Source organism: Schaalia sp. HMT-172 (assembly GCF_030644365.1).
In the GTDB taxonomy this organism is placed as follows: domain Bacteria; phylum Actinomycetota; class Actinomycetes; order Actinomycetales; family Actinomycetaceae; genus Pauljensenia.
This window is the reverse complement of sequence record NZ_CP130058.1, coordinates 2,295,640-2,321,260: the sequence shown is the minus strand read 5'-3', so window position 1 is coordinate 2,321,260 and position 25,621 is coordinate 2,295,640. Positions and strand designations below refer to the sequence as shown.

Below are 25,621 nucleotides of genomic sequence, written 5' to 3'. Positions count from 1 at the left end.
CGGGGGCGCGGCCGCCTGCTGGCTTGATGCGGAGTCCTACCGTCCTCGGCCCTGCTGTCGGGCTTGGGGACCCTTGGGCTTACTGCCGGGGCGTTGTCGTCCTTGGTTGTGGTGCGGGGGCTTGGGTTTCTGTGGGGTTGCTGTTGGGGCTGGTTGTGATCCATCCTGTGCGTGAGCGGCGTGCGTGTTGTTGGTGTCGTCCAGGCCATCAAGGGCCACTAGAGGAGGATCATGTCCTTTAAGTTTACCGTGTTGTCCGATGATCGTTTCATCGAGATCCTCCAGGCCTGGGTGGACTCACCCTGGCCCAAAACCGCCGAAGAAGGATACGCCCTACGAGACCGCTTCGGATGGACGCCAGATTATAGAGAGCCAGCGTTGTTTACCTCCGACGTGCGCCCTCATGAGTCTTCCTCGTATTTCACTGCGCGCGATGGCAAGATCAAGTCTCTCAGGATCCCTGTTACTGATATTGCGCCTGAGGAGGTTCGGGGGGATTCGCTGGAGGATGCCCTGGTGATTTACCGGCACTTCTGCGACATTCTGAAGAGCCGGTACGGCAAGCCCAAGGGTCGGAAGAATAGAAATGGTCATTACCGTTCGAACTTTGTGACGTCTCAGGGTGTTGGCGTGAGTGTGGGGGGCACCATCGCTCACGTGAGTTGTGTCATTAAGTCTCCTGAGGAGATGTTTATTGAGAGCGAGTATGCGCGTTTGGTCGCCAAGGGGTATATCTCGGAGGACGAGTAGTACCGGCGAGTAGTCGCGGCGCCCGGGCGCGCCTGGCCTCGGGCTTACTGCGGGGTTGTGGTTGGCCTCGGTGGTGCGGGGGCGCGGCCGCCTGCTGGCTTGGTCTCGCTGTCGGGCTTGGGGACCCTTGGGCTTACTGCCGGGGTGTTGTCGTCCTTGGTTGTGCTGCGGGGGCTTGGGTTCCTGAGGGGTTACTGTTGGGGCTGGTTGTGATCCATCCTGTGCGTGTCCGGCGTGCGTGTTGTTGGTGTCGGCCAGGTCATCAAGGGTCACTAGAGGAGGATCATGTCCTTTGAGTTCACCGTGTTGTCCGATGATCGTTTCCTCGAGATTCTTGAGGCGTGGGTGGATTCGCCCTGGCCCAAGACCGTCGAAGACGGCTACGCCCTACGCGACCGCTTCGGATGGACACCCTCGGAGAACAAGCTGAATGTTTTCACCTCTGATGTCGTGCCTGATGAGCTTTCCGCTAGCTTCACCAGTCGGCAGGGTGTGATTGGTTCTTTTGACTTTCCGATCACTGATATTGCGCCTGAGGAGGCTCGGGGGGATTCACTGAAGGATGCCTTGGAGATTTATCGGCATTTCTGCGACATTCTGAAGAGTCGGTATGGGAAGCCCAAGCGGCGCAAGAATAGAAATGGTTATTACCGCTCGAGTTTTGTGACGTCTCAGGGGGTTGGCGTGAGTGTGGGGGGCACGATCGCTCACGTGAGTTGTGTTGTTGAGTCTCCTGAGGAGATGTTTATTGAGAGTGAGTATGCGCGTCTGGTCGCCAAGGGGTACATCTCGGAGGACGAGTAGTACCGGCGGGTGGTCTTGACGCCCGGGTGCGGCTGGCCTCGGGCTTACTGCCGGGGTGTGGCGGCGCGATGGCTTGATGCTGAGTTCTGCCGTCCTCGGGCATACGGTGGGGGCTTGGGTTTCTGTGGGGTTGCTGCTGGGGCTGGTTGTGATCCATCCTGTGTGTGAGCGGCGTGCGTGTTGTTGGTGTCGACCAGGCCATCAAGGCCCTGTGAAGGAGGATCATGTCCTTTGAGTTCACCGTGTTGTCCGATGATCGTTTCATCGAGATTCTTGAGGCGTGGGTGGACTCACCCTGGCCCAAAACCGCCGAAGACGGCTACGCCCTACGAGACCACCTGGGATGGACAGCAGATTCTCAAGATCCGGCGCTATTCACCTCAGATGTTGAGCCAGATGAGCCGTCAGCTTACTTTACAGCGACAAATGACTCGATTAATTCATTGACCTTTCCTATAACTGACATTGCTCCGGAGGAGGCTCGGGGGGATTCGTTGGAGGATGCCCTGGTGATTTATCGGCATTTTTGTGACATTCTGAAGAGCCGGTACGGCAAGCCCAAGCGGCGCAAGAATAGAAATGGTTATTACCGTTCGAATTTTGTGACGTCTCAGGGTGTTGGTGTGAGTGTGGGGGGCACGATCGCTCACGTGAGTTGTGTTGTTGAGTCTCCTGAGGAGATGTTTATTGCGAGTGAGTATGCGCGTCTGGTCGCCAAGGGGTATATCTCGGAGGACGAGTAGTATCGGCGGGTAGAACCGGCATCCAGGTGCGGCTGTCCTTGGGCTTACTGTCGGGATGTGGCGGCGCGCTGGCTCGATGCTGAGTTCTGCTGTCCTCGGGCATACGGTGGGGTTTCTGTGGGGTTGCTGTTGGGGCTGGTTGTGTTCCATCCTGTGCGTGAGCGGCGTGCGTGTTGTTGGTGTCGACCAGGCCATCAAGGCCCTGTGAAGGAGGATCATGTCCTTTGAGTTCACCGTGTTGTCCGATGATCGTTTCATCGAGATTCTTGAGGCGTGGGTGGACTCACCCTGGCCCAAAACCGCCGAAGACGGCTACGCCCTACGCGACCGCTTCGGGTGGGTGCCTGCGGAGGATAAGCCGAGTTTGTTTACTTCGGATGTTCGTCCCGACGAACTATCCTCGAGCTTCTCTGTCAGCGGTGGAAACATCAGGTCAATGCGTGTACCGATCACCGATATTGCACCGGAGGAGGCTCGGGGGGATTCGCTGGAGGATGCCCTGGTGATTTATCGGCATTTTTGCGACATTCTGAAGAGCCGGTACGGTAAGCCCAAGCAGCGCAGGAACAGGGGAGGTTACTATCGTTCGATGTATGTTACTTCCCGCGGTGTTGGTATCAGTATTGGTGGTAATCGGTCTCTCATTGACTGCTACATTAAGTCTCCTGAGTTGATGTTTATTGAGAGCGAGTATGCGCGTTTGGTCGCCAAGGGGTATATCTCGGAGGACGAGTAGTCGCGGCGGGTGGTCTCGGCGCCCGGGCGCGCCTGGCCTCGGGCTTACTGCCGGGGTGTGGCTGGCCTCGGTGGTGCGGGGGCGCGGCCGCCTGCTGGCTTGATGCGGAGTCCTACCGTCCTCGGCCCTGCTGTCGGGCTTGGGGACCCTTGGGCTTACTGCCGGGGCGTTGTCGTCCTTGGTTGTGGTGCGGGGGCTTGGGTTTCTGTGGGGTTGCTGTTGGGGCTGGTTGTGATCCATCCTGTGCGTGAGCGGCGTGCGTGTTGTTGGTGTCGTCCAGGCCATCAAGGGCCACTAGAGGAGGATCATGTCCTTTAAGTTTACCGTGTTGTCCGATGATCGTTTCATCGAGATTCTTGAGGCCTGGGTGGACTCACCCTGGCCCAAAACCGCCGAAGACGGCTACGCCCTGCGCGACCGCTTCGGATGGACACAGAAGGAAGCGAAGCCCAACGTCTTTACTTCTGACGTTCACCCAATAGGGTTTCCTTGTTACTTCACAAAAGGGAGTGGCTCAATCGGAACGTTTCGTTTTCTCCTCACTGATATTGCGCCTGAGGAGGCTCGGGGGGATTCGCTGGAGGATGCCCTGGTGATTTACCGGCACTTCTGCGACATTCTGAAGAGCCGGTACGGCAAGCCCAAGGGTCGGAAGAATAGAAATGGTCATTACCGTTCGAACTTTGTGACGTCTCAGGGTGTTGGCGTGAGTGTGGGGGGCACCATCGCTCACGTGAGTTGTGTCATTAAGTCTCCTGAGGAGATGTTTATTGAGAGCGAGTATGCGCGTTTGGTCGCCAAGGGGTATATCTCGGAGGACGAGTAGTACCGGCGAGTAGTCGCGGCGCCCGGGCGCGCCTGGCCTCGGGCTTACTGCGGGGTTGTGGTTGGCCTCGGTGGTGCGGGGGCGCGGCCGCCTGCTGGCTTGGTCTCGCTGTCGGGCTTGGGGACCCTTGGGCTTACTGCCGGGGTGTTGTCGTCCTTGGTTGTGCTGCGGGGGCTTGGGTTCCTGAGGGGTTACTGTTGGGGCTGGTTGTGATCCATCCTGTGCGTGTCCGGCGTGCGTGTTGTTGGTGTCGGCCAGGTCATCAAGGGTCACTAGAGGAGGATCATGTCCTTTGAGTTTACCGTGTTGTCCGATGATCGTTTCCTCGAGATTCTTGAGGCGTGGGTGGATTCGCCCTGGCCCAAGACCGTCGAAGACGGCTACGCCCTACGCGACCGCTTCGGATGGACACCCTCGGAGAACAAGCCGAATGTTTTCACCTCTGATGTCGTGCCTGATGAGCTTTCCGCTAGCTTCACCAGTCGGCAGGGTTTGATTGGTTCTTTTGACTTTCTGATCACTGATATTGCGCCGGAGGAGGCTTGGGGGTATTCGTTGGAGCCGGCGAAGGTGATTTATCGGCATTTCTGTGAGATTTTGACGCGCCGGTATGGGAAGGCGAAGCAGCGTACCAGTAAGAAGGAGCGTTATCGTTCTACTTTTGTTACCCCGCAGGGAGTGGGAGTGAAGGTGGGCGGCAATGATGCTCTGGTCAGCTGCATTGTTGAGTCTCCTGAGGAGATGTTTATTGCGAGTGAGTATGCGCGTCTGGTCGCCAAGGGGTATATCTCGGAGGACGAGTAGTACCGGCGGGTGGTCTCGGCGCCCGGGCTCGCCTGGCCTCGGGCTTACTGCCGGGGTGTGGCTGGCCTCGGTGATGCGGGGGCGCGGCCGCCTGCTGGCTTGATACGGAGTCCTGCTGTCCTTGGTCTCGCTGTCGGGCTTGGGGCCCCTCGGTCTTACTGCTGGGGTGTGGCGGCGTGCTGGCTTGATGCTGAGTTCTGCCGTCCTCGGGCATACGGTGCGGGCTTGGGTTTCTGTGGGGTTGCTGTTGGGGCTGGTTGTGATCCATCCTGTGCGTGAGCGGCGTGCGTGTTGTTGGTGTCGACCAGGCCATCAAGGGCCACTAGAGGAGGATCATGTCCTTTGAGTTCACCGTGTTGTCCGATGATCGTTTCCTCGAGATCCTCCAGGCCTGGGTGGACTCACCCTGGCCCAAAACCGCCGAAGACGGCTACGCCCTACGCGACCGCTTCGGATGGACACCCTCGGAGAACAAGCCGAATGTTTTCACCTCTGATGTCGTGCCTGATGAGCTTTCCGCTAGCTTCACCAGTCGGCAGGGTTTGATTGGTTCTTTTGACTTTCTGATCACTGATATTGCGCCGGAGGAGGCTTGGGGGGATTCACTGAAGGATGCCTTGGAGATTTATCGGCACTTCTGCGACATTCTGAAGAGTCGGTATGGGAAGCCCAAGCGGCGCAAGAATAGAAATGGTTATTACCGCTCGAGTTTTGTGACGTCTCAGGGGGTTGGCGTGAGTGTGGGGGGCACGATCGCTCACGTGAGTTGTGTTGTTGAGTCTCCTGAGGAGATGTTTATTGAGAGTGAGTATGCGCGTCTGGTCGCCAAGGGGTATATCTCGGAGGACGAGTAGTACCGGCGGGTGGTCTCGGCGCCCGGGCTCGCCTGGCCTCGGCGTTACCGCTGCGCACCGGGTTGTTAAGCGACTAGCAGCGTAGGGCCGCGTCAACAGACAGTACGAAACCCCCAACCCACAGGGAAGGGGGTTTGCAGGACGCAGTATCAGTCTGCCGCCGCGAAGGCTATTAGTCCTTGGGCACTTGATCACCGGGTTTCGCGGTCACCAACCACCCGAAAGTGGAAGGCCCATGTCAGCCCTTGTCCTACCCGTCAGTTTAACAGGCCGTGTATGCTCACGCCTCGTCGCGCTTCCGCTGTGATCGCGTGGGCCCAGGCGTGACCGTTAGCGATGGCGTCGGCGTGACATGACAACGGGGGCGGCGCTCATGCGAGCGCCGCCCCCAACAACCCGCGTGAGCGGGCATTGTCAAAGAATCAGCCGTTCAGGGCGTCGGACACGACCTGCTTGGCGGCCTCCTGGACCTGCGCCAAGTGCTCGGCACCCTTGAAGGACTCCGCGTAGATCTTGTACACGTCCTCGGTGCCCGACGGGCGAGCCGCGAACCACGCGGACTCCGTCGTCACCTTCAGGCCGCCGATCGGCGCGTCGTTACCGGGCGCGCGCACCAGCTTCGCGACGATCGGGTCGCCGGCCAGCTCGGTCGCGGTCACGTCCTCAGGGGACAGGGCCGCGAGCTTCGCCTTCTCCTCGCGGGATGCGGCCGCGTCGATACGAGCGTAGGCGGAGGCGCCGAAGCGCTCCACCTGCTCCCTATGCAGCTGCGACGGGGTCTTACCGGTCACGGCCAGGATCTCCGAGGCCAGCAGCGCCAGGATGATGCCATCCTTATCGGTCGACCACACGGTGCCGTCCTTACGCAGGAAGGACGCTCCCGCGCTCTCCTCGCCGCCAAAGCCCACGGTGCCGGACAGCAGGCCGGGCACGAAGTACTTGAAGCCCACCGGCACCTCGATCAGCTTGCGGCCCATGGCGGCCACGACGCGGTCGATCAGCGCGGAAGACACGAGGGTCTTACCCACGGCCGCATCCTCGCTCCAGCCGGGACGGTGCGTGAACAGGTACTCGATAGCCACAGCCAGGAAGTGGTTCGGGTTCATCAGGCCGTCGGGGGTGACGATGCCGTGGCGATCCGAATCCGCGTCGTTGCCGGTCGCGATGTCGTAGGGGGTGTTGCCCTCGGCGTCGGGGGTCATGGCCTGACGCAGAGATGCCATCGCGTAGGGTGACGAGCAGTCCATGCGGATCTTGCCATCCCAGTCCAGCGTCATGAACGGCCACGCCGGGTCCACCTCGGGGTTGACGACCGTCAGATCCAGGCCGTAACGCTCGCCGATGGCCGCCCAGTAGTCGATGGACGCGCCGCCCAGCGGGTCGGCGCCGATGCGCACGCCCGCGTTGCGGATCGCCTCAATGTCGACAACCTGGTCCAGCTGCGAGACGTAGAACTCCAGGTAATCGAAGGGCTTAATGTTCGGGTCGTGCAGCAGCTCGGAGCCGGTGACGCGCGGAACATTCTTCCACTCGCCCGAATCCAGCAGCTCGTTCGCGCGCGCCGCGATCCAACCGGTCGCGTCCGTGTCCGCGGGGCCGCCGTGAGGCGGGTTGTACTTGAAGCCGCCGTCGCGCGGCGGGTTGTGGCTGGGGGTCACGACGATACCGTCGGCCAGGCCGTTGCCCTCGGTGCGCAGATTCGCCGGCGCGCCGTTCGCGCCCAGGATCGCGACAGACACGGCGGGGGTCGGCGTGTAGGAGCCGCGCGAGTCAATGCGCGTGTCGATGCCGGCGGCCGCGAGGACCTCCAGGGCGGTACGCCACGCGGGCTCGCTCAGGGCGTGCGTGTCACGGCCGATGAACAGCGGACCGTTGATGCCCTGCGACGCGCGGTACTCGATGATCGCCGCGGTGATGGCGATGATGTGCGCCTCGTTGAACTTACCGTCCAGCGAAGCGCCGCGGTGGCCCGACGTTCCGAACGCGACGCGCTGTCCCACGTCGGTCGGGTCAGGGACGATGTCGTAGTAGGCGGAGATGACATCGTCGACGTTGATGAGGTCTTCTGGAAGGGCACGTGTGCCAGCTCGATCATGCATGAACACAGTGTTGCACGTAACGTCCCCTCGTGTGAAGCGCCGTCCACGCCGTGATACAACTCATCGTTTCCTCCCGTCCGAGGCCGTGGTCGAGCGGGCACAAAACCGCAGGTCAGCGCATATTGCGCCCCGGCCTCGTCCCCGAATATGACTCACAGGGCAGCACGTATTCCCAAACGAGGACACAAGCGACTATCCTATGAGAGGTCGGTCACCGCAGACCGTGGCTGTTTTGGCAGGAGGAACATCGTGGGATGGTTTGATTCCATCGAACATAACCGTTGGCTCAGCGCCAACATGCAGGCGCTCATCGAGGAAGCCGAGGGTGCAATCGTGCCCACCGGCTTCGCGCACCTGGACGCCGACGGCAAACCGGACCTGAGCCGATCCATCGACCTGGCCGTCACCGGACGCATGGCCTACATCTTCTCCCTCGGTGCGCTCATGGGCCTGCCCGGCACGCGCCGCTACGCCGATCACGCCGTCAAGTCGCTGACCACGTACTTCACGGACCCCGTCAACGGCGGCATGTGGTACCAGATCAAGGCCGAACCCGACGAGGAGGGCCACGGCGTCCCCTGGGACGAGGCGTCGCGCGTGAAGTCCCAGTACCACACCGTGTACGCGCTGCTCGGCGTGGCCGCCGCGACCGTCGCGAACCGGCCCGGCGCGCACGAGCTCCTCGAAACCATGCTCCAAGAGCAGAAGGACTACTGGATCGACGACTACGGCCTCGTGTGGGACCAGTACGATGAGGCCTTCACCGAGCCCGCACCCGTGCACGCGCTCGGCACGCTCATCCACACGATCGAGGCCTACATGGCCGCCGCCGAGGCCACGACCGAGCCCGAATGGCTCGACCGCGCCGAAAAAATGACGGCCTTCGCGTACAAGGTCGCCTCCAAGAACAACTGGCGCATCCCCGAGTACTACGACGAAGAATGGCAGCCCAGCCTCGAGGCCGGAAAGCTCTGCAACGACGGGCGCCGCTACCACGAAGGCTACGTCACCGGGCACTCCATGCAGCTCGCGCGCTTCACCCTGCAGGTGCGCGCCGGCCTGCGCTCCATGGGCTGGGACGTGCCCGACTACCTGCTCGAGATGGGCACCGAGCTGTTCGAACGCGCCCGCGTCGACGGCTGGCGTCGCACCGGCGGCGCCCCCGGCTTCTCGACCGGCGTCAACGACCAGGGCGATCCCGTGCCCGGCGAGGACGAGCACCAGCAGTGGGTCGTGTGTGAGGGCGTGTGCGCGGCCGTCGCCGTGCGCCGCGCCATGCTGGATGATGGGCACCGCCTCGACGAGGTCGAGCACTTCGAGCACTGCTACCGCTCCTTCGTCGACTACATCCACGACTACCTGATCACCCAGCCCGGACGCTGGATTCGCCGCCTCGGCCCCAACAACGAGAGCGTCCAGCCCGCCAAGTCCTCGCGCTGGGACGTCTACCACGCGATCCAGGCGATGCTCGCCATCCGCGTGCCCCTGTGGCCGCCGACGGCCCCCGCTCTCTCGCGCGGTCTCCTCGACCACCCCGAGGAGCCGGCGCCCGACAAGAAGTCCTGGAACTTCTTCGGCCTGCGAGGCTGACAGGGCTGTCGTCGCTGTGACAGGGGGGGGCAGGCCCGGGGCGAGTGCCCCGGGCCCGCCCCCTTGCGCACACGTGGTGTGTGCGCGTCGTTGGTTGAGACTGCTGTGTCCGGGTACCGGTGCCTCGCGCGGGCGGTGTGGGCGTGTTTTGGGTGCCTGGGGTTCACCCCTCGCGTGCGGGCGACACATGAAGCACATCGTTGCGACGGCCTGCGCAGTCGGGTTCACTCCTCGCGCGGGCGGTGTGGGCGTGTTTTGGGTGCCTGGGGTTCACCCCTCGCGTGCGCGCGGCATGTCCTAGCTCGATCCCACGGAGGCGCCGCCCGCTTGTCTGTGTGTTCACTTTCTGTCGTAGGCTTCGCGGCGCCTGTGTCCGCGCTGTCGGCATTGCGCCGCCCGTTCCTGTAGGATGAGGCGGGTCTGGAGGGCTGTCTGAGTGGCCGAAAGAGACGGTCTTGAAAACCGTTGTGTCAGCAATGGCACCGGGGGTTCGAATCCCTCGCCCTCCGCCGAGCCGACCGCCTCTTGGGCGCTTGCGGCGGGTGCGGTTCGCGCTCGCGGCGAAAATAGCCTAGAGTAGTCGGCACTGGAGACGTCGCATAGTCCGGTCGAGTGCGCCTCCCTGCTAAGGAGGTAGGGGTGCATAGCCCCTCGCGGGTTCAAATCCCGCCGTCTCCGCTCCCAGCCCCGGGATTCCACTGGAATCCCGGGGCTTTGTGCGTGCCCGTGCCGCCTGCGCGGGTCCGGGCGCCCGGGTCGGTCCGCGTTTCGGTTATAGGACAAAACGTGTTGGCTATGTGGTGACTTTTTGGCTTTTTGGTACGGGAAAGTCGGTGTTGAAGGCGGATGGTTCATCGAGGGGCGTGAATGCCTTCACGTGCCTGATGGGCGGGCGAACAATTGGCCGGGTAAGGGCACTCAGTGTCAGGGGCGCAGTTCGCCAAGGCTCGCTAATTGCCCGCGCTCCTCACCGCGCACGTGGGCCCGACACCTCGCGCGAGGGCCCGATGAGATGCACGTGGGCAGCGCCGCCCACGCGCATGTCCAGAGGTTTACGTGCACACCAAGAGGCTGACATGCAGGTTCAGGGGCCTACGTGCGAACAACACACCGTGTCGGAGACAGTTTTGCCCAAAACGTAGACCACCTCGCCCACGACACCCCATTGTTGGCGTTTTTCGCCGAGGTGGTCTGCGGTTTGGGCGCCATGCCGCCCCGAACCGTGACCTCACCGCCCCGAACCTCGACCTCACCGCCACCAAACGGGGGGAATTGCAGCATTAGAGCCGCGACACGCCGGCGACACGCCGGCGGGATGCTTCTAATGGTGCAAAACCCCCCATCGTCAAAGATGCGACGCTCTCCGGAAGGGTCAGTGAGCGCGAGCGGGCCCGGGCGCGGCCTGCTTTCCAATGACACCGCCACCAAACGGAAGGAATTGCGCTGTGAGAGGTGCACGGTCGAGCTCGGCCCACGTCGAGGGCGCCACCAAACGGGGGGAATTGCAGCATTAGAGCCGCGACACGCCGGCGACACGCCGAGGGGAGGCTTCTAATGGTGCAAAACCCCCCATCGTCAAAGATGTGACGCTCTCCGGAAGGGTCAGAGAGCGCGAGCGGGCCCGGGCGCGGCCTGCTTTCCAATGACACCGCCACCAAACGGGGGGAATTGCAGCATTAGAGCCGCGACACGCCGGCGACACGCCGGCGGGATGCTTCTAATGGTGCAAAACCCCCACCATTACCCCTGGTGTCCTGCTCCCTCACTGGTGCAGGACTGCCCGGTCAGGTGCTGGCTCAATGCGATGGCCCGTCACCTCCAACCCCAAGCCATCCAGGCGCGTGAACGCGCTCAGGTCAGGGCGATCAGAGGTAGTAGTGGGCATGTCGAGGTCTTTCAGATGGACGGTGTCGGAACCTCCATCATCGGAAGACCTTGACCCCTACCCGGCCACGATATGCCGAACCCTACCCAACACCCCTACACCCTCACATGCGAAGAGCCGGTGATGTTCCTGCCTGCGTCCTGCGGTGCCCTCTTTCCGTGCGAGGCCGGGCCGCATCGGTAAGCCTGCACGACATCGGCGGGCAGCGCGCCAGTACCCCGGCGGCACACCAGTTCCCCGGCGGCGCGCCAGTTCCCCGGCGGCGCACCAGTTCCCCGGCGGCGCACCAGTTCCCCGGCAGCGCGCCGACATGGCAACGCAGCTCGTCGCGGACCATCGGCGGGCGGTGCACCAGTTCCCCGGCATCGCGCCAGTCCCTCGGCGGCGCGCCAGTCCCCCAGCGGGCCGCCACCAGGCCGTCAGTAGAGCGTCACGTAGGTCCCCGATGGGATCGTGTCGTGTAGCCACTTGGCGTCCTCGTAGCGCAGGCGCACGCACCCGTGGGAGACGTGGCCGCCGAGTGTCCCGTCTTTCACCGTGTAGCTTCCCTCGTAGTAGAGGACGGAGTGGAAGAGGTAGTCGCCGTAGAACTGGGTCCACCAGTACGCCGTGTATCCGTGCCCGAAAGAGGAGCCGCGGTTCTTGATGGTGAAGGTGCCGGTGACCGTGGGGGTCGATGCCTTGCCGACGGAGCACGGCATGTCCGTGAGCGGCTGCCAGGTGCCTTCCGCCCAGTAGAAGGTCATGCAGTGCGGGGCGCCGGTGTCGACGACGACCAGGTAGTTGGTGGGGCTGTAGAGGGTCTTCGCGTAGTTCCAGTCGGCTTCGAAGTCGGCGCGGCCGGACACCCAGAAGCCCTTCCAGCGGTCGAAGTAGTTCCATGCGCCGCCGACTGCGGCCCAGCCGGTGGCCATGGCGCCGCCGGCGTTCGGGTTCAGGTAGTACCAGCTCGATCCCTCCTGAATCCACCCGGTGCCCATCGCGCCCGAGGGGTTCAGGTAGTACCAGGTGCCGGAGTCGTTGAGCCACCCGGTGGCCATGGCGCCGCTGCCGTCCGCGTAATACCAGGATCCGTCGGCGATAAACCATCCGGTGGCCATGGCTCCGCTGCCCGTCAGGTAGTACCAGGCTCCCTCACGCACCCAGGTCGAGGACTTCATCGCCCCGGAGGCGTCCATGTAGTACCAGGTGTTGGCGTCTTTGGCCCAGCCGGTGGCCATGGCGCCGCCTCGCGTGGGGTCGAGGTAGTACCAGGCGCCCCCGGACAGACGCCATCCGGTGGCCATGGAACCGTCGCCGTCAAGGAAGTACCAGGCGGCGCCGTCGTGGTACCAGCCGGTGCGCACGCCGTCCTCGGTGGAGGCGTACCAGGTGCCCTCTGGGCTGCGGTACCAGCCCACCGGCACGTATCCGTCGTCGGTGAAGGCGTATCGCGTGGCTCCCACCGCGTGGACGCCGCCCTTGAGCCAGGTGCCGTCGGAGAACTCGTAGCGCCATCCGGCCGCCTGGCGTACCCAGTGGCCGGTGACGGGCGGCGCAGGCTCGGTTGGGGTGGCGCTCGGCTCGGGGGTCGGGGTGGGGGAGGGCGTGGCGGGTGCAGGGTCGTCGTTCGACGAGGCCGGGGACGCCTGGGGCGAGGCCGGGGTGGTCGGGGTGGTGCTCGACGAGGCCAGGGATGCCTCGGGCGAGGCCGGCGAGGCCGGGGTGGTCGGTGCCTCGCCGGAGGGTGCCGTGACGACGGTGCTGTCTGCGGCCGTGGCGTCTGTTGCAGCGGCGGCGAGGGGGGAGAGGGTGACGCACGCGAGCGCGGTTATCGACGCGCCGAGGCAGTGGAGAAGGCGGATGCTGATCCTGTTCATGGTGACACCTCGTTGGTGGGGAATGCCTCAATCTTAGGCGCTGTGGGGGAGGCAGAGTGGTTGTTTTGGACCGCGCGTGGGGAGCCGTCGCGCGCGCATGCAGGAGGGAGTGCGTGCGTCGCGTCCGGGAGCCTGGAGGGAGGGGAAACCCTTGTGTTCCACAGTAAATTAGGCTTATGATACTTTTATAAAGCTTGTCAATACTTGCCCGCCCGTAAGGAATGAATACCGTGTCCAAGAAGGACCTCGTCATCCCCCTCGTGCCCGCTGCCCTGAGCGCCGCGCTCCTGGCGGGAGGCGTCACCGTCTTTTCTGCGTGTGAACCCAGGCCGGACGGAACCTGGATGCACTGCCATCAGTGCCAAAACTCCGTCGCGGCCAGCGCCGCCGGCCTCGCCGTGTTCTTCGGGACGGCGGCTTTCATCAAGAACAAGGGCGTGCGCCTCGCCCTCCAGGTCCTCTGCCTCGTCGGCGCCGTCGTCGTCTTTTTCATCCCCGGCGTCATCTGCCCGCTGTGCATGATGAAGACGATGCGCTGTCACACGGTGTTCCAGCCCTTCGTGCGCATCATGAGCGTCCTCGTCGCGGGCGGCGGCGTCGCCGCCGTCGTGAACACGCTCAAGAAGGACAAGGCCTCCCAGGCCTGACGCCCGGCAGGTGACACGCGTGCGCCTGAGCAGGGCAACGATGAAGAAGGGAACCGTCGTACTCACGGCGGTTCTCCTCGCGGTGACCCTCGGCATCCTGTTCCATTACCACCAGCGTTCACAGCGCTACGCGCAGGCTCTGCGCCTGGCTGAGTCCGGGGACGCTTCGGGGGCATACGGGCTTTTCGTCGGCCTCGGGGACTACGCGGACGCACGAGAACGCGCGGCGGGCCTCGTCGAGGAGGACCCGGCGCTCCCCTACCGCGGGGCCACCAAGGGGGACGTCGTCTCTTTCGGCTCCTTCGAACAGGACGGAGACGCCTCCAACGGCCCGGAGTCGATCCGGTGGATCGTGTTGGAGCGTTTCGACGACCGGCTCCTGCTGCTCAGCGCCGACGTCCTCGAAGGACGCCAGTACAACCACGTTCCGTTCCAGGACGTGACGTGGGCGGACAGCGACCTGCGCGCGTGGATGAACGACGACTTCTTCGACGCCGCCTTCACGCCCGCCCAGCGGGGAATCATCCCCTCCGTCCTCAACGACAACGCCGACCAGTCCGTCACCGGCGCCCCGGGAGGCGCGCCCACGCAGGACCGCGTCTTCGCGCTCAGCGAGCAGGAAAGCGTCGTCTACCTCTCCGGCAGCGCCAACCGCTCCGACATCGGCGAGGCTCTCGCGAGCGAATACGCGGCCTCGGGCGCCCTGACCGTCACCGAGGACGGGACGGCCGACTGGTGGCTGCGCTCGCCAGGAACCTACGGCTTCGCCGCGCAATTCGTTGACGCGGCCGGCACGCCGGTCGCCAGCGGCGCGAATGTCGACGTCCTGTACGGGGCTCGGCCCGCGCTGTGGATCGACCTGTCCGAGGTCGGTGGGGACGGGCGATGACGGGCTCCCTCATGCTGCGCCGGGTTCCCCTCAAGAACGTCCTGGCACATCCCGTGCGCGCCGCGATCATCCTGGTCCTCGCGCTCGCCCAGGCGGCGTGCGTGTTCGGCGGCCTCGTCGCCCTCGACGGCATGAGCGCCCAGCTCAGCCTCGCCGAGCGCCGACTCGGCGCCGACCTCGTCGTGTACCCGACCTCCTGCCTGAACATCGTGGACAAGCGGGCACTGAGCATGCTCGGAACCCCCGCCCAATGCGACCAGCCGCGCGCGACCCTGGCGCGCATGGACGCCAACGAGGAGATCGCCGCCGTCACCTACCAGCTGGCCATCTCCCAGACGCAGCCCGACGGGACGACCCAGTGGATCATCGGCTACGACCCCGCGACCGACTTCGTCGTGTCGCCGTGGATCGCCGAGGGAGAAGGAAAGTATGCGCCCGAGGGCGCCGTCACGGTCGGAGCCGCCGCCGCGCAGACCCCGGCGGGCGAGGTGACACTCTTCGGGAAGCAGTGGCCCGTGGGCGCACACCTGGAGGCCACCGGCACCGACTGGGATCACGCCGTCTTCGTCAGCATGGACACGCTCACGCAGGTCATCGCCGCGTCGGTCGAATCGGGTGTGGACACCTACGCCTCCCTGGCGCCGGACCGCGACTACACGGTCGCCCTCGTGCACGTCGCCGACTCCCGGCAGGTCGATAGCGTCACGGAGTGGATCAACCTGTACGTGCGCAAAGTGACCGCCGTCCGCTCTGAGGCGGCCGTCTCAGCCACGGCCTCGGACGTGCGCGCCCACCGCAGCGCGCTCCTCGGCGTGCTCGGCATCACCTGGGGTGTCCTGCTGGCCGCCCTGATGGTCGCCCAGGCCACGCTCATGAACGAGCGTCGACACGAGCTGTACGTGTGGCGCTCGATTGGGGCGTCGGCGAAGACGATTGCGCGAGTCATGACGGCCGAATCCCTGATTCTTCACGCGGCGGGCGCCCTCGCCGGCGTCGTCGTCGGAGCCGCCGCCGTACCCCTGCTCGGCGACGCCAGCGCGCTCGCGGCGTTGACGACGCCGGCTCGGTCTGCGCCCCTCGCCGGGCTCACGGTCGCCCTGCTGGTAGCCTTCGGTGTGGCCGGAACCCGCCTCGCGCTCGCGCGGGTCGCCGCCGCCGTCCAGGGACAGAAGTTGGCGCCCATCTAGGCGCCGCGACAGGAGGAATAGCATGTTGTCGCTTTCGCGACTGCCGTGGATGAACCTGCGCGGGTACCCGGTGCGATCGGGGACCCTCGTCCTCTTCTCCGCGCTCATGACCATGGTGGTGTTCGGCGGGACCATGCTCGTGACCGGGATCGACCGGGGTCTGCACACCGTCGAGTCGCGCCTCGGAGCCGACATCGTGGTCACTCCGGCGGACGCCGACGACTTCGATGCGCAGGCGTTCCTGGTCAGCGCCGAGCCCTCCTACTTCTACATGGACGAGGGGGTGCGCGACGAGGTCGCCGCCGTCGACGGCGTCGAGTCCGCCTCGGCCCAGCTCTTCCTCGCCACCGCCCGCGCCTCGTGCTGCTCGGGCCGCTACCAGGTCATCGCCTTCGACCCGGCTACCGACGTCACCATTCAGCCGTGGATTTCCGACACCGCGGGGAACGTCGAGCTCGGCGACATGGAGGTCATCGTCGGAGCAAACGTCGGCGTGGCCGACCCCGAGAACTTCTCGCTCTTCGGCAACAAGCTGCGCGTCGTCGCCCAATTCGATGCCACCGGCTCCAGCCTCGACAACGCCGTGTACACGACCTTCGACACGGCGCGCGTCCTCATCGATTCCTCGCTGGAAAAAGGGCTGAACAAGTACACGAGCCTCGACACCGACCACATCATCTCCTCGGTCATGGTGAGGGTCGCACCCGGGAGCGACGTGGACGCCGTCGCGGCCGACATTCAGGCGCGCGTGCCCGGGGTCTCGGTGACGACCTCGACCACGATGGTCAGCGGCATCGCCGCCTCCCTCGAGGCCACCTCCCGCACGGTGAGCGCCCTGATCGCGGCCGTGTGGGGCATCGGGCTGGTGATGATTACCCTCGTCTTCGTCATGATGATCGTCGAGCGGAAGCGCGAATTCGGGACGCTCATCGCCCTGGGCGCCCACAGGGGGCTCATCTCGCGCGTCGTCGCCCTCGAGGCCGTCACCGTGAACGCCGCGGGGGCCGCCGTGGGCGTCGTCGTGTCGGGGGTCCTCATCGCCTCCTTCTCCGGCCTCGTGCGTCAGACCATTGGCGTCGGCTTCCTGGTCCCCTCGCTCCCGGTGATCGCGGGCCTGGCCGTGGGGGCGTTGGCGTCGATGGGAGTTGTCGCCCTCGTATCAACGTGGATAGCGTTGCGCGCCCTGCATACGGCGGACGCCAGCGCCCTACTCAAGGAAGGCGAGTGACATGCTCATCGAAGCGACCTCCCTCACCAAGGAATTTCCTCGCGCCCGCAAGGGGACGCGCCTGTTCACGGCAGTCCATCCGGTTGACCTTGCGCTGGAGGAGGGGCAGCTCACCGTTGTCACCGGGCACTCCGGCAGCGGCAAGAGCACGCTGTTGACCATGCTCGCCGGGATGCTTGCGCCCACCGCGGGGACCGTCAGCCTGGGTGGCCAGGATCTGTATGCGATGCGCGACGAGGAACGCTCCCGACTGCGCAACGAGCGCATCGGCCTGATCCCGCAGGGGCACACGGCGCTGCGCAGCCTGACCGTCCTGGAGAATGTCCTGCTGCCGTCCGTGCTGTACGCCGGGGGAGAGCACTCGACGAAGCGCGCCGAGGAGCTCCTGGCGTCCGTGGGTCTGTCCGATCTGGCGGACGCGCACCCCAACGAGCTTTCCGGCGGCGAGCTGCGTCGCGTCGCCGTGGCCCGAGCGCTCCTCATGACCCCGAGCGTCGTCCTGGCGGACGAGCCGACGGCCGGGTTGGATGCGCAGAACGCGGCCGGCGTCCTGCGTCTCTTGCGCGAGGCGGCCGAAGGGGGAGCGGGTGTCCTCATCGTCACCCACGAATCGGAGGCGCGCCGCTACGCCGACCGCACCTTCGCGATGGAAGCGGGGCGCCTGACCTGCGAGGATGAGTCCTAGCGGGGACGAGGCCGGGGCGGGGGCGAGTCCCCTGCGCCGTCTGGGTGCGCCCGCAGATAATCAACCCAACGATCAGTCAAGGGCATCGATAGAGGGGCGACGTCGTGTGTTCAGCCGACGACATCCCCGCATGTGAGTTGTGACACTCAAATCGTGGTAAATCCTCCCTCCGGTTTCGGCACTAGTGGTCATAATTTGCGCACTCGGTGGTCGACGTCTCCATGATTATCCGATAAATGGATGAGGGCTGGCGTTTTTCGGCACTGACCAAGAGTTCAGAGAAGTTGTTATATTGCCGTAATGCCCGGAATCTCAACGAAATACAACGGTGTAGTTGTGGTTGAGGCAATAACTGTCAGACATAGTGGAACTATCTCCTCTTTCACTAGGCTGGGACACAAGTCCTGTCCACATTCTGACGATAGAAGGAGAAGTCGATGTCTCGACTGCGTCCGTTCCGCGCCCGTTTGGGCGTTGCGGGTGCTGCCAGCCTGGCCGCTCTCTCGCTTCTCGTCACGTCGCTGACACCCCTCGCCATGCGAGCCAGCGCCGCCGACGAAAGCACGCAATCGCCCGACGTAGCAAGCTCCCAGGAAGCTGCCACGGCCTCGTCCGAGTCTGAGGCCGCCGCCGCGCCCGCCGCCGAAGCAGGGGCGGACACCACCGCCACTGATGCCGAGGCCGGTGACGCCGCGGCCAGCGGCGAGGATCCCGCCGCGGAGGCCGCGCCCGAGGATCAGCCCCGCACGCGCCGCGCCCGCGCAGTCGCGGATGACCAGGCGACCCTGGCTCTGAACGTCGTCAACGATGAACCGACCCTGCGCAGCCACGACGATCAGAACACGACGATTAACTTCTCCTGCTCCTCGGTGACCACGCCCTGTAAGGGCGCGGAAATCGAGCTGACGCTGCCCGGCCCCATCACGCCGGACGGCCTCAAGCTCGTCGAGCGTGGTTACACGGTCACCCCCGTCACCGGTAACAGCGTCGCCAGGACCACGAGCTCGACCGAGAAGACCCCGGACGGCACGCGCGTGCAGCGCTACATCTTCAAGCTGAAGGATCCGCTGCCCGCCGGCACGTCCGACCGTATCCAGGTCACCTGGCACTACGACTACTTCGATGCGCCGAACAACTCGACGACCACCCAGAAGGTGACCTTCAGCGCGCAGAATGCTGAAACCCTCGAGAATGAGCTGACCACCACCTGGACCGCCGATACCGACATCGCGATCGAAAAGAGTGGTCCCACCAACAAGGCGAACTTCCCCGCCGTCGGCGGCGAGGCGACCTACAAGCTGCGCTACGGCTATCAGCAGATCGACCAGGACAACCCCAACAAGGTCGGTATCCGCTGGAACGGCTCCACGCTGAAGGGCGGTCTGAACGGCCTCGGCTTCGTGGGCGTCGAGAACATCAAGGTCGTGGACCCGCTGCCCGCCAAGGCCGTCTTCGTCACGGCCTCCGACGGCGGCGTGTACGATCCGGCGACCCACACCGTCACCTGGTCCTACGACAAGTGGTTCTGGCAGAACCCGATCGAGTCCACCGTCACCGTGAAGTACCCCGAGGGCACGGTCACGCTCGACGACACGGTCACCAACAAGGCGACCATCTCCGCCGATGTCATGAACGACCCGAAGACCAAGCTCTCCAAGAGCTCCGAGATTACGCACGGCTTTGCTGAGCGTAAGGTCGGTGGCCGCATCATGAAGACGGGCAACGACTACCAGTACCAGGTTCGCGGCGGTCTCTACCCGTGGCGTTTCGCCGGTATCAACTCGGGTAACACCACTCTTCACTTCCGCTGGGAAGACACCCTGCCGTGCACCTGGTCCACCCAGGACGCCAAGGCCGCCGGCGATTCGTGCGATAAGCCCACCATGGTGAGCCCCTATCGCTTCACTGTCTTTTCCAAGTCCGGCTACGAGGAGAATGGCGGTTGGACCCTCGAGTACTGGACCAACAAGGGCAACCACGAGACCGTCAACTACACGAAGACGACCGGCCTGACCCTGCCCGACGGCGAGTGGATCACCCGCTTCACCATCGACACCGACGCTGCCCCGCAGACCAGCCCCCAGGCGTGGCTGCACGGTACGGCTCCCGCGGACCTTCCGACCACGGAGCCCGCGGACTTCGCCTCGCACTACAACCCCGTGCTGCCTCCGGAGAAGTACTACAGCTACGTAGCCTCCCCGGACTACGTGCGCTTCCAGAACTGTGCCACCGGCACTGTGACCGACAAGGACACCGGCACCGTCGTCACCTCGAGCGACGAGCTCTGCTCGTGGATGCGCGTGCGCGACGAGTTTCCCTCCGTGCAGGCATACAAGGTCGTTCGCACCAACCCCGTGGTCGTGGGTAAGCCCGCACAGTTCTTCATCAACGGCACCGCTAAGGCGAAGTCCGAGGGCGGCACGCCCACTCCGTTCACGATCGTGGACCTCCTCCCCGAGGGCTTTGACGTGGACGATGCCTCCAAGATTGTTCCTGAGAAGCGCTCCACGCTGAAGAACCCCGACGGCACCCCCTACGACCTGAGCAAGGTCACGGTCGAGGTCGAGAAGAACTTCAACGGCTCCGGCCGTACCCTCATCCGCTGGAACGTTCCGGACCCGGTCGAGGGCAGCCTGTACTCGACCTTCGATGTCAACGTGCTCGCGACCGCTCCGGCTGGTAAAAACACGAACGAGGCCATGGCGTTCATGCCCGGCGACGGCGCGAAGGCGACCACCGAGGATAAGAGCCTGCGCAACACCAACTACTGCATCGGTAGCCGCGCGGTCGACACCTTCGACGTGAACAAGAACGGCTCGACCACCGACTACATCTGTAACGCAGCGACGGACTTCAACGTTGCGACGACCCCGTCGATGAATATCGAGAAGGAAGTCAAGGGCAACAAGAACGCCGACTTCGTTCCGGCCGGCGAGATCGCTGAGATCGATCCGGGTGCCGACGGCGCCTACCGTTTCACGATCTCCAACTCGGGTAACACCCCGCTGACGAAGGTTGTCGCCTACGACATCCTGCCCTACGTGGGTGACGTGGGTGTCGGCCCCGCCTCCTCGCAGGCTCGTGGCTCACACTGGAAGCCGAACCTGAACTCCACGACGTGGGCGTTCGAGTCGGTGAAGGAGAAGCCGGGTCGCGATCCCGAGGTCACGGCTGTTCCGGCCTCGGACATCACGGTCCAGTACTCGACGGTTCCCAACCCCTGCCGCGGTGAGGTCCTCTCCGCCGGTGGCGCCATGAACGACGCCCCCGCCGGCTGTACCCCCGACGCGTGGGGCGACGCTCCTGCCGACCTGACCAAGATCACCGGCTTCCGTCTGGTCATGAACCGCGACATCGAGCCGGGCGAGAAGATCCGCTTCATCGCGACCATGACCTCCCCGGTCAACGCCAACCTGATCGCCTGGAACTCCGTGGCCATGTCCGGTGGTTCCATGCAGAACGGCAAGGTGTCCTACCTGCTACCGAACGAGGCCCCCAAGGTTGGCATTAACGTGTCCTCCGATGTGGAGCTCACCAAGACGGTTGCTCGGGCGAAGATGAACGGTGATGAGCCGGTTCGTGACGCAAACGGCGTCATCGAGACGGTTGAGTCCGATGATGTCATCATGCCGGGTGACTACATGCTGTACAAGGTGAATCTGAAGGCCAAGGGCCCGGCGGTCGCCTCGGGCATGAATGTTGCTGACGCTCTGCCTTCTGGTGTGGAGTACGTGTCTTCCGAGACGCGCGTCTGCCAGGACGGTGCGACGAACCCCTGCACCGGCCCGGTGTACGCGACCGCCAACTACGACGCGGCCGCCGGTACCTGGAGTGCGATGGAGTCCGGCATTCTCGACACCAACCTCAACGTTGGTGGTACCGAGACGCTGTACGTCCTCGTGAAGGTCAAGCCCTCGACCGAGGGTTCGACCATCACGAACACGGCGACGCTGGGTAAGTTCGACCAGATCGACTCCAACCCGGACAACAACAAGGACAGCGCAACCTTCAAGGTGGGCGGCACCATCTCGGGCACCATCTACAACGATAAGGACGCGACCTGGTTCAACGATTCGCCCGTCCTCGATAGTCCCTTCGAAGGCGTGACGGTCCGTCTGCTCGACGCCGACGGGAACCCGGTGAAGGACTCGTCCGGCGCCGACATCACCACGAAGACCGACGCCGATGGCAACTACACCTTCACCCGTCTGCCGCTGGGCTCGTACAAGGTCGAGGTCGTTGCGGGTGAGGCGAAGGTTGACGGAACCGACGTGAACCTGGCCGACTACAAGCAGACCTACGGCTACGGCTCGTCGACCAAGCGCAGCGAGGCCGGCAAGGGCAAGCTCGTCACGCCGACCGCAATCGAGCTGACGACCGCCGCTCCCAATGCGACGAAGGTCGACTTCGCGTTCGTGAAGCCTGCCTCGGTGGGTAACTTCGTGTGGTTCGACGCCAACAAGGATGGCATTCAGGATGCGGATGAGGTCGGCGTCGCCGGCGTCACCGTCACTCTGACGGACGGTGCCGGCAACCCAGTCATCGACCTGGACGGCAACCCCGTCAAGCCTGTGACCACGGATGCCAACGGCAAGTACGAGTTCACGAACCTGATGCCGAACGTTGATCGGATCGTCGCGAACGCGGGCGAGGAGAACTACAAGGTTATCTTCACGGCTCCCGCAGGTTACTCCGCGACCAAGAGCTACGCGGCTGCGGATGGTGAGAAGGACTCCAACGGTGCCGACAGCTCCGTGACGCTCGCCCAGGGCCAGAACGACGAGACCGTCGACTTCGGCCTCGTCGCCGATGGCACGATCGGTGACACCCTGTTCTGGGACGTCGACAACAACGGTGGCTCCGCGCCCTCGGGCCCGGACAAGCCGCTGGCCGGCGTGACCGTGACGCTGACCTACACGACGCCTGCCGGCGTGGAGAAGACGCTGACCACGGTGACGGACGCCGACGGACACTACTCGTTCAAGGACCTGGCTCCCGGCGATTACGTGGTCACGGTCGACAAGACCTCCCTGGCTACCGTCTGCCCCGAGTGCACCGCTCAGACCCACGCCCCGTCGGGCAACCTGACGGCTGTGGTGGGCCAGGAGCTGTCGCTCACTTCGAAGGTGACGCTGAACCCCGGAGCGATGACGAACAACGACCAGGATTGGGCGTTCACCGGCGTCGCCAATACGGCGATCGTGAAGGCAATCGCGGATCCGACCGAGGTTCCGGCGGGCGGCTTCACTCCGGGTACGTCCGTCACCTACACGCTGACGCTCACGAACGAGGGCCCGAGCCCCGCCACCGGCGTCATCGCGCAGGATAAGCTCCCCTCCGGCGTGACCTTCGTGTCCGCACAGGGCGATGGTTCTTACGATGCTGCTTCTGGCAGGTGGGATCTGAGCTCAGAGGTGATCGAGAAGGACGCGACGCGCACGCTGCGCATCACTGTCACCATCGACGCTTCCGCCGCCGGTTCGGTCGTCACCAACACGGCCACGATCGAGAAGCAGGATCAGATCGGCGACAAGACGCCGGACAACACCTCGTCCGTGCCGCTGACCGCCGGCTACACGATCGCCGGCAAGCTCTACAACGATGCCAATGCCTCGTTTAGCTCCGATAACGGTGAGAGCCCGTACGCGGGCGTGACCGTTGCGCTCCTGAAGAAGGACGGCACCCCCGTCCTGGACAAGGATGGCAACCCGGTCACGGCCGTGACCGACGCCGCGGGCAAGTACTCCTTCAGTGGCCTGCCGCTGGGCGAGTACACGGTCAGCGTCGTCGACCCGACCTCCGGCCCGCTGGCGGGCACCAAGCCCACCGAGGCCTACACGGGCCGCTACAAGACGAGTGCGGACGTGAGGATCGCTGAGGCGACCGGTTCGGTCATCGACGTGAACTTCGGCTTCGTCAAGCCCGCTTCGCTGGGTGACTACACCTGGATGGACGTCAACCGCGATGGCATTCAGGATGCCGACGAACCGGCTCTGCCCGGCGTGACGGTTACCCTGACCTACGAGGACGGCTCCGCCGTGACCGATGCCTCGGGCAACCCGGTTGCCGCCGTCACCACGGACGCGAATGGCAAGTACTCCTTCGAGAACCTGCTGCCCGGCGGCTACAAGGTGTCCTTCCAGGCGCCCGCCGGCTACGAGGCAACAACCTCGGATGCCGGAACCGACCGCGCTCTCGACTCCAACGGAGCTACGGCCTCGGTCACCCTGGCTCAGGGACAGACGGATGACACGATTGACTTCGGTGCCGTTGGCACCGGTGTGATTGGTGATCAGCTGTTCCTCGATGTCAACCAGAACGGTGGCAATGCCCCCGACGCTGGAGACAAGGTACTGCCCGGTGTGAAGGTTGCTTTGACCTGGACCGGCCCGGGTGGAATCACCCGCACCTACGAGACCACGACCGATGCGGATGGCAAGTACAAGTTCGAGAACCTGCTGCCCGGCGACTACAAGGTGAGTGTTGACCCTGAGTCGCTGCTGGCTGCCGAGCCCCTGCTCGATGTGCTGACCCACGCCCCGTCCGGTGACGTGGCGGCCAAGAAGGTCGTATCCGCGGAGGCGAAGGCTGACAAGGACAAGCTGGCAGCGGCCTTCAACCTGAACGTGTCGGTGACGCTGTCGGGTGAGAAGAACCAGAATCTCGACCAGGATTGGGGTTTCGGCGTCTCGGCTGACACCGCGATCCTCAAGGCGATCACCGATCCGGATGAGGAGGCTCAGGAGTCCTTCGAGTTCACCCCGGGTCAGCGCGTGACCTACACGCTGACGCTGACCAATAACGGGCCGGGCGCGGCGACGGGTGTGATGGCTAGCGATCAGCTTCCCGCTGGCGTTGCGTTCGTGTCCGCGCAGGGTGATGGCTCCTACGACTCGGCGACGGGCGTGTGGGATCTGTCCGATGCGACCCTGGCCAAGGGTGATGTCAAGACGATCACGATCACGGTGGATATCACCGGTGAGGGCGCGGGCACGCTGGTGACCAACGTTGCTCGTATTACTCACCAGGATCAGGCAGGCGATGACCCGACCAATAACGAGTCCTCGGCCTCGTTCAAGGGCGGGTACAACCTGGGTGGCACGATTTACCGTGACTCGGACGCGTCCTACTCCAAGGGCGATGACGAGCAGCGCTTCAAGGGCGTCACGGTCGCGCTGCTAAACGAGGACGGCACCCCGGTGCTGGGCGCCGACGGTCAGCCCATGACCGCGGTGACCGACGAGAACGGTGCCTACCAGTTCGTGGGCCTGGGTCGCGGCTCGTACCGCGTCGTGATTGTGGATCCCGATAAGGGTGATCTGGCGGGGCTGCTGCCCACGCAGGCATACACCGGTCGGGGCGCCACCCAGGCATCGGTCACCATCTCTGACGCGTCGGTGCAGGGCGTGGACTTCGGTCTGGTTGCCCCCGCCAGCATCGGGGACCACGTCTGGGACGACGTCAACGCCAACGGCAGTGACGACGGCGAGCCCGGCATCGCGAACGTGACCGTGATCCTCACCGACGCCAACGGCGTGGAGGTGGCTCGCACCACCACCGACGCCAATGGCAACTACCGTTTCGCAGGCCTCATCCCGGGCACCTACACCGTCTCCATCGAGGCCCCGTCCGGCTATGCGGCTGCGACCACCTCGATGAGCGTGAGCGTGAGTGAAGGCGAGGAATATGTGGACGCGGACTTCCCGCTCACCCTCATCCCCGCCCCCACCCCCTCCCAGGCGCACCAGGTGCTCACCAACCGAGGCCTGGCACGCACCGGCACGGACGCCACCATCATCGGTGGCATGGCGGCCTTGGCCGCTATCGCCGGAGCCCTGGCCATCGGCGCCAAGCGCCGCCGTCAGGACGCCTAACCACCGCACACGGGGGCTACCCCATCCAGCAGGGGGCGCGAGACCAACACAGGTCCCGCGCCCCCTGCGCACTACCCGGCCCCGGCCTCGTCGATGAGACGACTCCTATCACGGCCACACGCCCGCCTCCCGACGCTGTGGAACGCGCGGCGTGGGACGCA

General features: G+C 64.5%; 16 protein-coding genes and 2 tRNA genes. 16 read left to right on the top strand and 2 right to left on the bottom strand.

Features of this window, described 5'->3' with window-relative positions; translation table 11 throughout:
- Positions 1-231: 231 nt before the first annotated feature.
- The 7 genes from QU663_RS09690 to QU663_RS09660 all read left to right on the top strand — a co-directional run bounded on the left by QU663_RS09690 (position 232) and on the right by QU663_RS09660 (position 5,517).
- Complete coding sequence (locus tag QU663_RS09690) at positions 232-750, top strand: DUF6301 family protein (protein ID WP_304990572.1); 519 nt, start codon at positions 232-234, stop codon at positions 748-750.
- A gap of 285 nt (positions 751-1,035) precedes the next feature.
- Entirely contained in the window at positions 1,036-1,554 is a 519-nt protein-coding gene (locus QU663_RS09685) for a DUF6301 family protein (RefSeq protein ID WP_304990571.1), read from the top strand.
- 224 nt (positions 1,555-1,778) lie between these two features.
- Positions 1,779-2,297 (top strand): DUF6301 family protein, encoded by a 519-nt coding sequence (locus tag QU663_RS09680; RefSeq protein WP_304990570.1) that lies wholly within the window; start codon positions 1,779-1,781, stop codon positions 2,295-2,297.
- A 217-nt stretch (positions 2,298-2,514) separates the two neighbouring features.
- Entirely contained in the window at positions 2,515-3,033 is a 519-nt protein-coding gene (locus QU663_RS09675) for a DUF6301 family protein (protein WP_304990569.1), read from the top strand.
- A gap of 307 nt (positions 3,034-3,340) precedes the next feature.
- Positions 3,341-3,859, top strand: coding sequence for a DUF6301 family protein (locus QU663_RS09670; protein ID WP_304990568.1), 519 nt, complete (start codon positions 3,341-3,343; stop codon positions 3,857-3,859).
- Between the two features lie 285 nt (positions 3,860-4,144).
- Positions 4,145-4,663 carry a DUF6301 family protein gene (locus tag QU663_RS09665; RefSeq protein ID WP_304990567.1) on the top strand — a complete coding sequence of 173 codons (519 nt, stop codon included), beginning with the start codon at positions 4,145-4,147 and terminating at the stop codon, positions 4,661-4,663.
- Between the two features lie 335 nt (positions 4,664-4,998).
- On the top strand, positions 4,999-5,517 hold the full coding sequence (locus tag QU663_RS09660; RefSeq protein WP_304990566.1) for a DUF6301 family protein: 519 nt from the start codon (positions 4,999-5,001) through the stop codon (positions 5,515-5,517).
- Between the two features lie 422 nt (positions 5,518-5,939).
- Here the strand turns inward: QU663_RS09660 and pgm are convergent, their stop codons facing one another.
- Entirely contained in the window at positions 5,940-7,616 is a 1,677-nt protein-coding gene (pgm, locus tag QU663_RS09655) for a phosphoglucomutase (alpha-D-glucose-1,6-bisphosphate-dependent) (protein ID WP_021612531.1), read from the bottom strand.
- Between the two features lie 249 nt (positions 7,617-7,865).
- Here pgm and QU663_RS09650 point away from each other — a divergent pair, with 249 nt between their 5' ends.
- The 3 genes from QU663_RS09650 to QU663_RS09640 all read left to right on the top strand — a co-directional run bounded on the left by QU663_RS09650 (position 7,866) and on the right by QU663_RS09640 (position 9,884).
- Positions 7,866-9,206 carry an AGE family epimerase/isomerase gene (locus tag QU663_RS09650; RefSeq protein ID WP_009057309.1) on the top strand — a complete coding sequence of 447 codons (1,341 nt, stop codon included), beginning with the start codon at positions 7,866-7,868 and terminating at the stop codon, positions 9,204-9,206.
- Positions 9,207-9,628: 422 nt separating this feature from the next.
- A tRNA-Ser gene (locus tag QU663_RS09645) sits at positions 9,629-9,715 on the top strand.
- Between the two features lie 79 nt (positions 9,716-9,794).
- Positions 9,795-9,884 (top strand) — tRNA-Ser (locus QU663_RS09640).
- A gap of 1,626 nt (positions 9,885-11,510) precedes the next feature.
- Here the strand turns inward: QU663_RS09640 and QU663_RS09635 are convergent.
- On the bottom strand, positions 11,511-12,950 hold the full coding sequence (locus tag QU663_RS09635; RefSeq protein ID WP_304990565.1) for a L,D-transpeptidase: 1,440 nt from the start codon (positions 12,948-12,950) through the stop codon (positions 11,511-11,513).
- Between the two features lie 230 nt (positions 12,951-13,180).
- Here QU663_RS09635 and QU663_RS09630 point away from each other — a divergent pair, with 230 nt between their 5' ends.
- The 6 genes from QU663_RS09630 (at position 13,181) to QU663_RS09605 (ending at position 25,460) form a co-directional block, all read left to right on the top strand.
- On the top strand, positions 13,181-13,597 hold the full coding sequence (locus QU663_RS09630) for a DUF4418 family protein (protein ID WP_009059432.1): 417 nt from the start codon (positions 13,181-13,183) through the stop codon (positions 13,595-13,597).
- Positions 13,598-13,637: 40 nt separating this feature from the next.
- The gene (locus QU663_RS09625) at positions 13,638-14,486 is read left to right on the top strand and encodes a DUF6273 domain-containing protein (protein WP_021611833.1); all 849 of its coding nucleotides are present in this window, start codon (positions 13,638-13,640) and stop codon (positions 14,484-14,486) included.
- Complete coding sequence (locus QU663_RS09620) at positions 14,483-15,673, top strand: FtsX-like permease family protein (protein WP_021611834.1); 1,191 nt, start codon at positions 14,483-14,485, stop codon at positions 15,671-15,673. Before QU663_RS09625 ends, QU663_RS09620 begins: the two co-directional genes overlap by 4 nt.
- 22 nt (positions 15,674-15,695) lie before the next feature.
- Positions 15,696-16,901, top strand: a complete 1,206-nt coding sequence (locus tag QU663_RS09615) for an ABC transporter permease (protein ID WP_021611835.1) — start codon at positions 15,696-15,698, stop codon at positions 16,899-16,901.
- Between the two features lies 1 nt (position 16,902).
- Positions 16,903-17,586, top strand: a complete 684-nt coding sequence (locus tag QU663_RS09610) for an ABC transporter ATP-binding protein (RefSeq protein WP_021611836.1) — start codon at positions 16,903-16,905, stop codon at positions 17,584-17,586.
- Positions 17,587-18,023: 437 nt separating this feature from the next.
- Positions 18,024-25,460: an SdrD B-like domain-containing protein gene (locus QU663_RS09605; protein WP_034481258.1), complete on the top strand. Its 7,437-nt coding sequence runs from the start codon at positions 18,024-18,026 to the stop codon at positions 25,458-25,460.
- The last annotated feature ends 161 nt before the right edge of the window (positions 25,461-25,621 follow it).

Coding starts and splice junctions, on each gene's coding strand:
- QU663_RS09620 (WP_021611834.1), top strand. CDS start 14,483: ATGACGGGCTCCCTCATGCTGCGCCGGGTTCCCCTCAAGAACGTCCTG.
- QU663_RS09615 (WP_021611835.1), top strand. CDS start 15,696: ATGTTGTCGCTTTCGCGACTGCCGTGGATGAACCTGCGCGGGTACCCG.
- QU663_RS09635 (WP_304990565.1), bottom strand. CDS start 12,950: ATGAACAGGATCAGCATCCGCCTTCTCCACTGCCTCGGCGCGTCGATA.
- QU663_RS09610 (WP_021611836.1), top strand. CDS start 16,903: ATGCTCATCGAAGCGACCTCCCTCACCAAGGAATTTCCTCGCGCCCGC.
- QU663_RS09690 (WP_304990572.1), top strand. CDS start 232: ATGTCCTTTAAGTTTACCGTGTTGTCCGATGATCGTTTCATCGAGATC.
- QU663_RS09675 (WP_304990569.1), top strand. CDS start 2,515: ATGTCCTTTGAGTTCACCGTGTTGTCCGATGATCGTTTCATCGAGATT.
- QU663_RS09660 (WP_304990566.1), top strand. CDS start 4,999: ATGTCCTTTGAGTTCACCGTGTTGTCCGATGATCGTTTCCTCGAGATC.
- QU663_RS09625 (WP_021611833.1), top strand. CDS start 13,638: ATGAAGAAGGGAACCGTCGTACTCACGGCGGTTCTCCTCGCGGTGACC.
- QU663_RS09680 (WP_304990570.1), top strand. CDS start 1,779: ATGTCCTTTGAGTTCACCGTGTTGTCCGATGATCGTTTCATCGAGATT.
- QU663_RS09605 (WP_034481258.1), top strand. CDS start 18,024: ATGTCTCGACTGCGTCCGTTCCGCGCCCGTTTGGGCGTTGCGGGTGCT.
- QU663_RS09685 (WP_304990571.1), top strand. CDS start 1,036: ATGTCCTTTGAGTTCACCGTGTTGTCCGATGATCGTTTCCTCGAGATT.
- pgm (WP_021612531.1), bottom strand. CDS start 7,616: ATGCATGATCGAGCTGGCACACGTGCCCTTCCAGAAGACCTCATCAAC.
- QU663_RS09665 (WP_304990567.1), top strand. CDS start 4,145: ATGTCCTTTGAGTTTACCGTGTTGTCCGATGATCGTTTCCTCGAGATT.
- QU663_RS09670 (WP_304990568.1), top strand. CDS start 3,341: ATGTCCTTTAAGTTTACCGTGTTGTCCGATGATCGTTTCATCGAGATT.